Here is a 13,744-nt window from a genome sequence, read left to right on the forward strand (position 1 = left end):
TAAAACGATGTTCCGCTGCAAAATGTTAAAAGGTTTGCAAGAGCATCTGTTGGAAGGAGTTGAATACGATGCACAATATTATTGATGAAATTACAAAAGATCAACTTCGCACTGATCTTCCTGATTTCCGCCCGGGTGATACGGTTCGCGTGCATGTAAAAGTTATTGAAGGCTCCCGCGAACGTATCCAGGTTTTTGAAGGTGTTGTGATCAAACGCCGCGGCGGCGGGATCAGCGAAACATTTACGGTACGGAAAGTTTCTTATGGTGTAGGCGTTGAACGTACATTCCCTCTCCATACACCTAAAATTGCGAAGATTGAAGTCGTGCGTCGCGGTAAAGTTCGCCGTGCGAAACTTTACTACCTGCGTAATCTGCGCGGTAAAGCCGCCCGTATTAAAGAAATCCGCTGATGCAGCAATGACAGGTTCGAAAAGGGGCTCCTTCCAAAGGCCCCTTTTCTTCATATTATACAAAATTTCCGTGCGGTTTTTAATGGCTATGGTCATCGCAAAACCCGATTTTAAAACATGATTCAAACCAGTTATAATGCAATATGATAATAAGGAATACACGCGATGGAAACTTGTATTGATGAGGCGGTGTGAGAATGGCAAAACAGAAACAACCGAAAAATGAGCTTTGGGAATGGGTGAAGGCGCTGCTGATTGCCGTGGCACTTGCCGGGATTCTCCGCTACTTTTTCTTTGCCCCGATCATTGTCGACGGCTCTTCCATGATGCCGACATTGAAAAACGGGGACCGGATGATTGTCAATAAGCTCGGAACGCCGAAACGTTTTGATATAGTCGTTTTCCATGCTCCCGAAGGCAAGGATTATATAAAAAGGGTCATCGGGCTGCCCGGCGACCGGATTGAATATAAGAATGACGTCTTGTACATTAATGGAAAAGCATATAAAGAGCCTTACCTTGACAAGTATAAAAAAGCGGTTGCCGACGGACCACTGACGGAAGATTTTACGTTAAAAGACATCATTGGCAGGGACACCGTGCCGAAGGGCCAAATCTTTGTCATGGGCGATAACCGTCGCTACAGCAAAGACAGCCGCCAGATTGGCACGATTCCGCTGAGCAAAGTCGTCGGCGAAACCAATTTCGTTTACTGGCCGCTGAAAGATGCCCATGTTGTCAATCATTAGACATTTCAATGGCTGTCTGGGGTCAGGGCCGTTATAAGCGGAAGAACGAGAGATTTGGAGTTGACACACGATGGCAATACAATGGTTTCCGGGGCATATGGCCAAGGCAAGGAGAGAAGTTTCCGAAAAATTGAAGCTGGTGGATATCATCTTTGAATTGCTTGATGCCAGAATCCCCGTTTCATCTGCAAACCCGATGCTCGATGAAATCATCCAGCAAAAGCCGCGTATCAAACTATTGAACAAAGCGGATATGGCGGATCCCATAATGACATCCCGCTGGCTTGACAAGTTTTCGGGCGAAAACACATCTGTGCTGGCCATTGATGCGCAAAGCGGAAAGGGCCTGGACAAGATGGTGAAACTCGCTGAACAAATTTTGCAGCCAAAGTGGGAGAGAAAGCGTGCGAAGGGCATTAAACCGCGTGCAATCAGGGCGATGATTGTCGGGATTCCAAATGTCGGAAAATCGACCTTGATTAACAGGCTTGCCGGAAAAAACATCGCAAAAACCGGCAATACACCCGGTGTCACAAAAGCGCAGGCTTGGATAAAAGTCGGCAAATCGATGGAACTGTTGGACACGCCGGGTATCCTATGGCCGAAGTTTGAAGATGAAGAAGTCGGTTACAAGCTTGCTCTGACCGGTGCGATTAAGGATACGATTCTCAATCTGCAGGATGTCGCGGTATTCAGTCTCCGCTTTCTTGAGGCACATTACACTGAAGCCTTAAAGGCGCGTTACAAGCTGGATGAGATCCCGGAAGATATCGTTGCGCTTTTTGACCATATCGGGCGCCTGCGCGGGTGCTTAAGAGCCGGGGGGGAAATTGATTACGACAAAACGGCTGATATCATCATCCGCGATATCCGCGGGCAAAAGCTCGGTCCTTTGACATTCGATACATTGTAAGCTCTCCCCTTTTCTGGAGGGCTTATTTTTTTAAGGGGTGGATGAAAGTGAAAATCAGTGAAATTGAAGAACGGCTTGCGGTTGTCAAAGACCCGGACAATCCGTTTATATTGGCCTTGCAAAAAGACGGGAGGAAAGGCGCACAAGAAGCACTTGAAAAATGGAAGAGAAAATTAGAAAAAGAGCATCAGGCGCTTGAAAAGTTCCGGGAAATGATGCGCTATGAAAATGCATTGCGACTGGAAGGGCATCGCCTGATCGCCGGCATTGACGAAGCGGGAAGGGGGCCGCTTGCCGGGCCGGTCGTGGCGGCGGCGGTCATCCTCCCAGAGGATTTTTATCTGGCCGGCTTGAACGACTCTAAGCAGCTGTCCGGAAAGCAGAGGGAAAAGTATTATTCCGCAATTTGTGAAAAAGCCGGCTATATTGGGGTTGGAATTGTGGATGCGGATGAAATTGATAAAATCAATATTTACAAGGCAGCCAAAAAAGCGATGATGCTGGCTGTGGAAAACTTGCTGGAAAAACCAGACCATTTGCTGATCGATGCGATGGAAATTCCTGCCCCTTATCCGCAAACTTCCATAATAAAAGGCGATGCAAAGAGCGTTTCAATTGCGGCCGCATCCATCATCGCCAAAGTGACAAGGGACCGTTTGATGCAGGAAATGGATAAAAAATACCCTGAATACGGATTTGCCAAAAATATGGGGTACGGGACGAAAGAGCATTTGGAAGCCCTGAAACGGCACGGACCATGCCCAATACATAGAAAAACGTTTGCACCGGTTAAAAATTGGCCGGCATTTTGACGATAACAAATATAGAAAAAATGAGACAGTTATAAGGCAGGGGGCATATATGCAATTTTCTTCCATTACGGAGCAGGCCCTTTCCGCGCTTTCCGGCTCAAAAATCCGCGCATTTGAATTTAAAACGGGACAGATTTTTTTCGGCACCATTCAAAAACTGTTTCCGAATGATACGGCTCTTGTGCAGGCAGGCGGGCGCACTTTTGCCGCCAAACTTCAAATTCCGCTTGAAACCGGGAAAGGCTACTGGTTCCAAACTGTTTCAACGGAAGGCGGCATACAGTTGAAAATGCTTGCCGCGGAAGATGCCGCAGCAGGCTCACACGAAAAAGCCCTATTAACGCAAATGCAGTTGCCTTCCGAAAAAACATACCAATCCCTTGTTTCCTATTTGGCAGAACGGGGCATCCCGTTTACGAAAAACATGGCCGTTAAAATCGGCGGCTGGCTGAAACAGGTGCCGGACCTTGAAAAAGGATTAGAAGCAGCGGGTTTTATGTTGTCAAAAGACCTTCCTGTAACAAAAAGAATACTTACCGCTCTTCTTTCGGCCGGGCAGGGCGAGCCGGCAACAAACCTCCTGAACCGTCTGCAGGCGGCGCTCGGGGCGGAACATCCAACACCGCTCGTCCAACAGCTGTTAAGCAGCCTTCAGGATCTTCAAATGACGGGCGGGGATCACGTGACAGGCGATATGTTGCGTGCGCAAATCCAGGAGACGGTACAGAAATTAGGGATTTTTTACGAAGGCAGAATTTTGCAAAACGATGGGCTGACAAAACAAAGCGAACTGCCTTTAAAGGCGCTTCTTGTTGAATTTCTGCAAAAAGAAGGCGGTTCCCCAGAAGCAAAAGAAATTGCGGACCAAATTATACAGAAAATGAACGGCCAGCAGCTGCTTTCTGTCCCGGATGCAGCGGTCCAGCACATCTGGATGGAAATCCCGCTGTCTTTTCCTCATTTTCAAACAAACGCGGTGATGCAGTGGTCGGGCAGGCAGAAAAAAAACGGAAAAATTGACAGCGATTATTGTAAAATCATTTTTTATTTGAATTTGCAGTTTTTAAAAGAAACATTGGTGGAGATGAATGTGCAGAACCGTGTTGTCACGGTTCAAGTTGCAAGCGCCAAAGAAGATTTGCAGGCGGTTTGTGCGCCGTTTGTCCCCGCATTAAAGGAAGGGCTGGATGAACTCAATTATAAGCTGTCCGGCGTGCATTTCCGGACAGTGAAGGGAAAAAGCGTGCGGAATGCGGCATATCAGGCGGATTCTTCCTATAAAGGGGTGGATATACGGATATGAACGGAAAAGAGAAAGAGATAAGAGAAGCCGTTGCGCTCCAATACCGGTCGGAAATTCATTCTGCGCCGGTTGTAAAGGCGAAAGGAAAAGGCGAAGTTGCCAAGCGGATCATCGAAAAAGCACTCGAAGCAAATGTCCCGATACAAAAAGACCGGGATCTGGTTGCGTTGCTCGGGCAGCTCAATATTAATGAAACGATACCGGAAGAACTTTATGCTGCCGTTGCCGAGGTGTTTGCGTTTATTTATAGGCTTGACCAATCTTTTGAAAACGAACAAAAAAATATTTTTAAATAATAATAGCGGTTTCAGTTCATTATGGTAGACATATTTTCTGATGTTTATTAAAATGAAAGCGCAGTTAATTTTTTGAACAGTTTGATAGGAGGATGGAACATGAATATTCACGAGTATCAAGGCAAAGAGATCCTCAGAAAATATGGGGTTTCTGTGCCGAAAGGGAAAGTTGCCTTCACCGTGGATGAAGCGGTGGAAGCGGCGAAAGCACTCGGTACAGAGGTATGTGTTGTAAAAGCGCAAATCCATGCCGGCGGCCGCGGAAAAGCGGGCGGCGTCAAAGTAGCGAAAAATTTGGATGAAGTTCGTACATACGCGCAGGAGTTGCTTGGGAAAACGCTTGTTACGCATCAAACAGGCCCAGAAGGAAAAGAAGTGAAACGTCTGTTGATTGAAGAAGGATGCGATATCCAAAAAGAATACTATGTCGGCCTTGTGCTGGACCGCGCTTCTTCAAGGGTTGTGCTGATGGCGTCTGAAGAAGGCGGGACGGAAATCGAAGAAGTGGCGGCCAAAACACCGGAAAAGATTTTCAAGGAAACGATCGATCCGGCAGTCGGACTGTTGCCGTTCCAAGCGCGCCGCATTGCTTTCAATATCAATATTCCTGCTAAACTTGTAAACCAAGCTGTTAAATTCATGATGGGCTTGTACCAAGTATTTGTTGAAAAAGACTGCTCGATTGCGGAAATCAACCCGCTTGTCGTGACTGGCGACGGGAAAGTCATGGCGCTCGATGCCAAATTGAATTTCGATTCAAACGGATTGTACCGCCAGCAGGATATTTTGGAATATCGTGATTTGGATGAAGAAGACCCGAAAGAAGTTGAAGCATCGAAATACGATTTGAGCTATGTCGCTCTTGACGGGAATATCGGATGTATGGTAAACGGCGCCGGCCTTGCGATGGCGACGATGGACATTATTAAATATTACGGAGGCGAACCTGCCAACTTCCTGGATGTCGGCGGCGGCGCAACAGAAGAAAAAGTTACGGAAGCGTTTAAAATTATTCTTTCCGATGAAAAAGTAAAAGGGATTTTCGTCAATATTTTCGGCGGCATCATGAAATGTGATGTTATCGCGGCCGGTGTGGTTGCGGCTACGAAACAGGTAGGCCTTGACATTCCGCTCGTTGTCCGTCTGGAAGGGACGAATGTTGAACTCGGAAAGAAAATTTTAAATGAATCGGGGCTTAAAATTGTTGCGGCCGAATCGATGGCGGACGGCGCGCAAAAAATTGTTGAACTCGTAAGCTGATTCAATGCGCATGTCAGTGTTATGAATACGAACAAACATTCTTGAATAAAGAAGGCAGGGGAAAAAAGTGAGTATTTATGTAAATAAAGATACAAAAGTCATTGTTCAAGGAATTACGGGGAAAACAGCGCTTTTCCATACGAAACAATGCCTGGAGTACGGCACAAAAATTGTCGGCGGGACTTCTCCGGGAAAAGGTGGAACAGAAGTGGAAGGCGTACCGGTTTTTAACACGGTGGAAGAAGCTGTAAAAGCGACAGGCGCCACCGTATCGGTCATTTTCGTCCCGGCCCCGTTTGCGGCGGATGCCATTATGGAAGCTGTCGATGCGGAACTCGACCTTGTCATCTGCATCACAGAGCATATTCCAGTTTTGGATATGGTCAAAGTGAAACGTTACATGGAAGGGAAGAAAACCCGCCTGATCGGCCCGAACTGCCCTGGCATCATCACGCCTGATGAATGTAAAATCGGCATCATGCCTGGTTACATCCATAAAAAAGGCCATGTCGGCGTTGTCTCCCGCTCCGGCACGTTGACTTATGAAGCTGTCCATCAGCTCACCCAGGCGGGCATCGGCCAGTCCAATGCGATCGGAATCGGCGGCGACCCAGTTAACGGGACAAACTTTATTGATGTTTTGAAAGAATTTAACAACGACCCGGATACGGAAGCTGTCATCATGATCGGCGAAATTGGTGGAACGGCGGAAGAAGAAGCGGCACGCTGGATCAAGGCAAACATGAAGAAACCTGTCGTCGGCTTTATCGGCGGTGTTACAGCACCTCCAGGAAAACGGATGGGCCATGCCGGCGCGATCATTTCCGGCGGCAAAGGGACCGCAGCCGAAAAAATCCGCACGATGAATGAATGTGGCATCCAGGTGGCGGAAACACCAGCTGTCATTGGCGAAACACTGATCCGCGTCCTCAAAGAAAGAGGTTTATACGAAAAATGTAAAAACCTATAATGCCGTGTAAATAAACCGGACCGGATCCGGCCATGCGATGCTGTAAAACGTGCCGGCCGGGTCTATTCGGTTTATGTTTTTTCGGCTAAAGCCGTTTTTATAGGAAGCGAGGAGTGATATGGAACCACTAAAAATAAAGTATATCCATTTGGACCATTGCCGGGGATTAAGCCTTAGGCAAAAAATGCACATTCTACAATTTGACCCGCAGCTTGAAAAACTCTACCGGATGCCCCGCGAAGCCCTCCGCACGCTGCTCCGCATGAATCGTAACGCTTTCGACACTTTTTATAATGATCTCCATCATCTTGAACTCAAACCATATTTAGCGCTTTATAAAAAGAAAGGAATCCGGGCCACCGCAGCCTTTGAACCGGAATATCCCGCGCTGTTAAAAGAAACGTACGAGCCGCCTATTGTATTATACTCCATGGGGGATATTTCTTTATTGAAACGCAGGTGCCTCGCAGTTGTCGGTTCAAGAAAGTCCGGTACCTATGCCGAAAAAGTGGTGGACCGGTTATTTCCGGACCTGATCGAAAAAAATTTTGTCATTGTCAGCGGGCTGGCCAAGGGAGCTGATACAATCGCCCACCGAGCCGCCATGAAATTCGGCGGAAAAACGATTGCAGTCTTGGGCAGCGGGTTTTTTCATATTTATCCGCGGGGAAATACAGTGCTGGCTGAAAAGATCAAGCAGAATCATTTGCTGTTGTCCGAATACCCCCCTTTTACACGCCCGCAAAAATGGCATTTTCCGGAACGAAACCGGATCATTAGCGGCATTTCCGAAGGGGTGGTGGTCATCCAGGCGGAAAGGCGGAGCGGCTCGCTGATCACCGCTGATTTTGCGCTTCAGGAGGGACGGGAAGTATTCAGCATACCCGGAAACGTTTTGGACAGCCTGTCGGAAGGCACAAACCATTTAATCCAGCAGGGAGCGAAACTTGTGGCTAACAGCTCCGATATTTTGGAAGAACTGCGCATCTGAAAAAAATTTCCCTGTATCGGGGTACAAAGGGCAAATTGTAAATAAAAATTCATAAATGGATGAAGAATTTTCCATTTCGATGAAAAAACTCATGATTTTTGGATATGATGTATATAAAATAGAGAAAGAAAAGATAAAATATTACAAATGAAACCGTTTGCCATATTTGTTTTTTTGCGACAACGCTGTTAAAATTGACAAATGCGGGCTTCAAGGCTAATATTTACAAATGATTTTAAGTTGACTCTATTAAATTTCATTGTTGGTGGCAGCCCATTTCCGGGACTTCGTCATAAAGTCCCGCGGGATAGACATGTGCGAAGCGGATTTCGTGGTCATCAACATTGTTTCACGAACATAACCTTTAAGTTAAAAAACAGAAATACGCGTAAAGTTGTTGCAAAGAGAGGGTATATGCTCTCCGGGGAGGATTTTGAATGTCAGACTACTTAGTAATTGTGGAATCACCCGCAAAAGCGAAAACCATTGAAAAATATTTGGGAAAAAAATATAGAGTGAAAGCTTCCATGGGGCATGTACGCGATTTGCCGAAAAGCCAAATGGGGGTCAATATTGAGAACCATTTTGAACCGAAATATATTACGATAAGGGGAAAAGGCCCTGTATTAAAAGAATTGAAGAGCGCGGCCAAAAAAGCAAAGAAAGTTTATCTGGCGGCCGACCCTGACCGCGAAGGGGAAGCGATCGCGTGGCATCTGGCCAACAGCCTTGATCTTGATGTCAATTCGGACTGCCGCGTTGTGTTTAACGAAATTACAAAAGATGCGATCATAGAATCTTTCAAACATCCGCGCCCGATCAATATGGATCTGGTGGACGCGCAACAGGCAAGAAGGATACTGGACCGTTTAGTCGGTTACAACATCAGCCCGCTTTTATGGAAAAAAGTGAAAAAAGGATTGAGCGCGGGTAGAGTGCAATCCGTTGCAGTCCGTCTGATCATTGACCGCGAGAATGAGATCAAATCATTTGTTCCGGAAGAATACTGGACGATCACGGGCACATTCAAAAAAGGGAAAGATACGTTCCAGGCTTCCTTTTACGGAGTGGACGGCGAAAAAATGCCGCTCAAATCTGAAGAAGATGTAAAAAAAATACTTGGCATGATCAAAAACGACCAGTTTACCGTCACATCTTTAACCCATAAAGAGAAGAAACGAAATCCGGCGCCGCCGTTTACGACTTCATCTTTACAGCAGGAAGCCGCCCGTAAAATCAACTTCAGGGCAAAGAAAACGATGATGGTGGCCCAACAGCTGTATGAAGGGATTGATCTCGGAAAAGAAGGGAGTGTCGGGCTGATCACTTATATGAGGACTGACTCGACCCGTATATCGGAAATTGCAAAAGCAGAAGCTAAGCAATATATTTCTGGAAAATTTGGGGAAAAGTATTTGCGTCAGGAAGAAAGGAAAGAGAAAAAACAGGCCAACGCCCAGGATGCACACGAAGGGATCCGGCCGACGAGCATTTTCCGCGATCCGGTTTCGGTAAAACAATACCTTAGCAGGGACCAGTATAAATTATATAAATTGATCTGGGAACGTTTTACGGCAAGCCAAATGTCGCCTGCTGTGCTGGATACAATGAGTGTGGCCCTCACAAACGGAACGGTTGTATTCCGCGCTTCCGGTTCGAAAATCAACTTCCCCGGTTTTATGAAAGTATATGTGGAAGGAACCGACGACCAGCAGGAAGAAGGGGAAAGTTATTTGCCGCATTTGGAAAACGGCGATACCATTTCTTCTGAAAACATCGAACCGAAACAGCATTTTACACAGCCACCTCCGCGCTATACGGAAGCGCGTCTCGTAAAAACGCTGGAGGAGCTCGGGATCGGAAGGCCGTCCACTTATGCGCCAACGCTTGATACAATCCAAAAGCGCGGGTATGTTGCCCTTGAAAACAAACGATTCGTACCGACTGAGCTTGGTGAGATCGTGCTGGAACTGATCAAGGAATTTTTTCCGGAAATTATCGATGTTGAATTTACTGCGGAAATGGAAAAAGACCTTGACAGTATTGAAGAAGGAAAAGTTGCCTGGGTCAAAATCATTGATGAGTTTTATAAGAATTTCGAGGTTAGTTTGAAAAAAGCCGAAGCTGAGATGGAAAAAGTTGAAATCAAGGATGAAGAAACCGGGGAGATGTGCGAGCTGTGCGGAAGCCCAATGGTGTATAAGATGGGGCGCTACGGCAAATTTATGGCTTGCAGTAATTTCCCGGAATGCCGCAATACAAAGCCAATTGTCAAAAAAATCGGAGTGGCGTGCCCGAAATGCGGAAAAGGCGAAATCATTGAAAGAAAAACGAAAAAGAACCGTATTTTTTACGGTTGTGACCGTTATCCGGAGTGCGATTTCGTTTCTTGGGATAAGCCGGTCGGCAGAAAATGCCCGAAATGCTGCGAAATGCTCGTGGAGAAAAAGCTGAAAAAAGGCACGCAGATCCAGTGCGTTAATTGTGATTATAAAGAACAATCGGTGGAATAAAAATGGCTGCACCACTTTATATTTTTGGGTTTTTGCCGAATCATAAAGGGAATGCACGATTTCAGGACATTTCCTAACTGACGAAAATGTTTTATACGGGGGAACGGGCCTGAAAGTCCGCTCCCCTGCCACGGTAAAATCGTTGCATAATCAACTGGGGAGTCTATAAAAAAGAAAATTTAAATTTTTACGAGAAAATATAACTTATTCTTTTACTTCTTGTGCATCCTGGTGTAAAATGCTAGAGGGCAAAGATGACAAAAAACGACATAATCACCTAAAAGTAGACGCCAAGGGCTTGCAGCGGGGTGTTTAAATGCCGTTCCGAATCCTGCAAAGGGCTTTTGTAGGTATGTTTCATATGTATCTTAGATAATTCAAAACTTTGTGAAAAATTTGTAACATTTGTTGCAATCCCGGTGCAAAGTATGTTATGATTTAATCGCCCTTGTGAGGTGTTAAACAGATGAATGGTGAACTGTCCGGCTATTTGCATTCTTTTATGGAGTACATGCAGGTTGAAAAAAACTTTTCGACGTACACCGTCCGTTATTATCGCCAGGATTTGGAAGATTTTTTTGCGTTTATGTCCGAACAGGGAATTGCCTCGCTGGATGAAGTCGTATATCCGGACGGGAGGCTGTATTTAACGAAACTTTACGAGCGCCAATACAGCCGGGCAAGCGTAGCGAGAAAAATATCGAGCATCCGCAGTTTTTTTAAATTTCTGCTGCGGGAGCATCTTGTCAAAGAAAATCCATTTGCACTTTTATCCCAGCCAAAACAACATAAGCGCTTACCTAAATTTTTTTATGAAGATGAAATGGAGCAGTTGTTCCACGCCTGTGAAGGGGAGGATGATTTATCTGCCCGTAATCGTGCGCTGCTTGAAATCCTTTACGCGACCGGCATCCGTGTCAGCGAATGCGTGAATATTCAATTGCAGGATATTGACTTTGAATTTGAAACGATTCATGTAAAAGGTAAAGGCAGCAAAGAACGGATCGTTCTGTTCGGCCATTTTGCCAGTAATGCGGTTTCCGATTATATGGAGCATGCGCGTAAAGCTTTGATGCACGGAAAAGAAAGGCATCCTTATTTATTTGTAAATGCGCGCGGCGGGCCGTTGACGGAAAATGGTGTCCGCTATATTTTGAACGGGATTATCAAAAAAGCGGCGCTTACCGGAAAAATCCACCCCCACATGCTGCGGCACACATTTGCAACCCATTTGCTGAATCATGGGGCCGATTTGCGCACAGTACAAGACCTGCTTGGGCATGAAAGCTTGTCTTCGACGCAAGTATATACACATGTCACTAAGGAGCATTTGCGGCAAACGTATATGTCATTCCATCCAAGAGCATAGCAAATGCGTGGTTCATTGAGCTTTCGATTACATAGGAGGTGCTGAAATGGGCGATTTTCACGCTACGACGATATTTGCCATCCGGCATAACGGCAAAAGCGCAATGGCCGGAGACGGGCAGGTGACACTCGGAAATTCCGTCGTCATGAAAAATACTGCCAAAAAAGTACGCAGGCTGTTTAATGGAAAGGTCCTTGCCGGTTTTGCGGGATCTGTTGCTGACGCTTTTACGCTATCCGAGATGTTTGAAGGGAAACTCCAAGAATATAACGGAAATTTAACACGCGCTGCCGTGGAGCTTGCCAAAATGTGGAGAAGCGATAAAGTCCTCCGTAAGTTGGAAGCCATGTTGATCGTGATGGATGAGCATAATTTGCTGCTTGTTTCCGGAACAGGTGAAGTCATTGAGCCGGATGACGGGATCCTTGCGATCGGCTCGGGCGGAAACTACGCGCTGGCTGCCGGCCGTGCGTTGAAGCGGTATGCTTCCGACAGCCTTTCCGCGAAAGAAATCGCGCAGGCATCGCTTGAAATTGCATCCGAAATTTGCGTATTTACAAATTCGAATATTATTGTGGAAGAATTGTAACAACAGCGAAAACCGAAAGCCGGAAGCGGCATGATTTCCATAAAGGAGTGAGCGGCTTGGCAAATACGTTGAGAAACGCAAAAAGTTTAACGCCTAGGCAGATTGTTGAGCGCCTGGACCAATATATTGTAGGGCAAAAAGAGGCAAAACGGGCAGTCGCCGTCGCGCTGCGGAACCGTTACAGGAGAAGCTTGCTGCCAGAAAAATTGCGCGAAGAAATCATTCCAAAAAATATTTTGATGATCGGCCCGACTGGCGTCGGCAAAACGGAAATTGCCAGAAGAATGGCAAGGCTTGTGGGTGCCCCGTTTGTGAAAGTGGAAGCCACCAAGTTCACAGAAGTTGGCTATGTGGGCCGAGATGTTGAGTCAATGGTGCGCGACCTGGTTGAGACATCCGTAAGGCTTGTAAAAGAAGAAAAGATGAATGGGGTCCTGGAACAGGCGGAAAAAAACGCAAATGAACGCCTTGTCGACCTGCTCGTTCCCGTGCGGAAAAAACAGTCGAATTTTAAAAACCCTTTTGAAATGCTCTTCGGAAGCGGTACACAGGATGCTGCCATCCAAAATGATGATGAAGACGAACTGTCAAAAAGGGAACAAAAGCAGCGCATCAGGGAAAAACTTTTAAACGGCGAGCTGGAAGAAGAACTCGTTACAGTGGAAGTCGAAGAGCAGGCCCCTTCCATGTTTGATTTGTTCCAAGGATCCGGAATGGAACAAATGGGCATGAATGTCCAGGACGCCCTTGGCAACTTACTGCCGAAAAAAATAAAAAGAAGGAAGCTTCCGGTCAGGGAAGCGAGAAAAGTGCTCACCCAGGATGAAGCACAGAAGCTGATCGATATGGATGAAGTGACTCAGGAGGCCATTTATCGGGCGGAACAAACCGGGATCATCTTCATCGATGAAATCGACAAAATCGCCAGCAAAAACGGCAATGCTTCTTCCACGGACGTTTCCAGGGAAGGCGTCCAGCGCGATATTCTGCCAATTGTGGAGGGTTCCACAGTTGTAACAAAATACGGGTCGATTAAGACAGACTATATTTTGTTCATTGCGGCCGGGGCGTTCCATATGGCGAAACCATCCGATCTGATCCCGGAACTGCAGGGGCGCTTCCCGATCAGGGTGGAGCTTGGCAAACTTACGGTAGAAGACTTTGTCAAAATTCTGGTGGAACCGGACAATGCGTTAGTAAAACAGTATATTGCATTATTGGAAACTGAAGGTATACAAATAGAATTTTCTGACGATGCTATTACCAGGATTGCAGAAATTGCTTATGAGGTTAATCAAAACACGGATAATATCGGGGCAAGGAGGCTCCACACCATTATGGAAAAACTGCTTGAAGATTTATCGTTTGAAGCGCCGGATATCCATTTGGAAAAAGTGACCATTACCCCGCAATATGTCGATGAAAAGCTCGGAACCATTTCACAGAACAAAGATTTAAGCCAATATATTTTATAACCTGATAAGGGTAGAAAGTGTTGAAAAGGGCTTTTCCTGCGGTACGCATTCATCTTTGCAATTCAATGCAATTCAATTTATGATAATGAAT

The 13,744-nt window shown here is 46.1% G+C and carries 13 protein-coding genes; all 13 read left to right on the top strand.

Annotated features, from left to right (window positions below; genetic code table 11):
* Positions 1 to 68: 68 nt before the first annotated feature.
* The 13 genes from rplS (at position 69) to hslU (ending at position 13,653) form a co-directional block, all read left to right on the top strand.
* Positions 69 to 413, top strand: a complete 345-nt coding sequence (gene rplS / locus BpJC4_RS00360; protein ID WP_151679113.1) for a 50S ribosomal protein L19 — start codon at positions 69 to 71, stop codon at positions 411 to 413.
* 197 nt (positions 414 to 610) lie between these two features.
* Positions 611 to 1,162 carry a signal peptidase I gene (gene lepB, locus BpJC4_RS00365; RefSeq protein WP_151679114.1) on the top strand — a complete coding sequence of 184 codons (552 nt, stop codon included), beginning with the start codon at positions 611 to 613 and terminating at the stop codon, positions 1,160 to 1,162.
* Between the two features lie 70 nt (positions 1,163 to 1,232).
* Positions 1,233 to 2,075: a ribosome biogenesis GTPase YlqF gene (ylqF, locus tag BpJC4_RS00370; protein WP_151679115.1), complete on the top strand. Its 843-nt coding sequence runs from the start codon at positions 1,233 to 1,235 to the stop codon at positions 2,073 to 2,075.
* Between the two features lie 41 nt (positions 2,076 to 2,116).
* Entirely contained in the window at positions 2,117 to 2,887 is a 771-nt protein-coding gene (gene rnhB / locus BpJC4_RS00375) for a ribonuclease HII (protein WP_151697394.1), read from the top strand.
* A 49-nt stretch (positions 2,888 to 2,936) separates the two neighbouring features.
* Positions 2,937 to 4,190 carry a TP0910 N-terminal domain-containing protein gene (locus tag BpJC4_RS00380; RefSeq protein WP_151679117.1) on the top strand — a complete coding sequence of 418 codons (1,254 nt, stop codon included), beginning with the start codon at positions 2,937 to 2,939 and terminating at the stop codon, positions 4,188 to 4,190.
* A complete protein-coding gene (locus BpJC4_RS00385; RefSeq protein ID WP_151697395.1) occupies positions 4,187 to 4,486 on the top strand; it encodes an EscU/YscU/HrcU family type III secretion system export apparatus switch protein in 300 nt (99 codons plus the stop codon). The genes BpJC4_RS00380 and BpJC4_RS00385 overlap by 4 nt, the downstream gene beginning before the upstream one ends.
* Positions 4,487 to 4,585: 99 nt before the next feature.
* Positions 4,586 to 5,746 (top strand): ADP-forming succinate--CoA ligase subunit beta, encoded by a 1,161-nt coding sequence (sucC, locus tag BpJC4_RS00390; protein WP_151697396.1) that lies wholly within the window; start codon positions 4,586 to 4,588, stop codon positions 5,744 to 5,746.
* Positions 5,747 to 5,813: 67 nt separating this feature from the next.
* The gene (gene sucD / locus BpJC4_RS00395) at positions 5,814 to 6,716 is read left to right on the top strand and encodes a succinate--CoA ligase subunit alpha (RefSeq protein ID WP_151679120.1); all 903 of its coding nucleotides are present in this window, start codon (positions 5,814 to 5,816) and stop codon (positions 6,714 to 6,716) included.
* Positions 6,717 to 6,834: 118 nt separating this feature from the next.
* Positions 6,835 to 7,707, top strand: coding sequence for a DNA-processing protein DprA (gene dprA, locus BpJC4_RS00400; protein WP_151679121.1), 873 nt, complete (start codon positions 6,835 to 6,837; stop codon positions 7,705 to 7,707).
* 437 nt (positions 7,708 to 8,144) lie between these two features.
* Positions 8,145 to 10,220: a type I DNA topoisomerase gene (gene topA / locus BpJC4_RS00405; protein WP_151697397.1), complete on the top strand. Its 2,076-nt coding sequence runs from the start codon at positions 8,145 to 8,147 to the stop codon at positions 10,218 to 10,220.
* Between the two features lie 466 nt (positions 10,221 to 10,686).
* Positions 10,687 to 11,589 carry a tyrosine recombinase XerC gene (gene xerC, locus BpJC4_RS00410; protein ID WP_151679123.1) on the top strand — a complete coding sequence of 301 codons (903 nt, stop codon included), beginning with the start codon at positions 10,687 to 10,689 and terminating at the stop codon, positions 11,587 to 11,589.
* Between the two features lie 46 nt (positions 11,590 to 11,635).
* The gene (gene hslV / locus BpJC4_RS00415) at positions 11,636 to 12,178 is read left to right on the top strand and encodes an ATP-dependent protease subunit HslV (protein ID WP_151697398.1); all 543 of its coding nucleotides are present in this window, start codon (positions 11,636 to 11,638) and stop codon (positions 12,176 to 12,178) included.
* 56 nt (positions 12,179 to 12,234) lie between these two features.
* Entirely contained in the window at positions 12,235 to 13,653 is a 1,419-nt protein-coding gene (hslU, locus tag BpJC4_RS00420; protein ID WP_151679125.1) for an ATP-dependent protease ATPase subunit HslU, read from the top strand.
* Positions 13,654 to 13,744: the final 91 nt, after the last annotated feature.

Origin of the sequence: Weizmannia acidilactici, from assembly GCF_008974185.1 — a bacterium.
Lineage (GTDB): Bacteria > Bacillota > Bacilli > Bacillales > Bacillaceae_C > Weizmannia > Weizmannia acidilactici.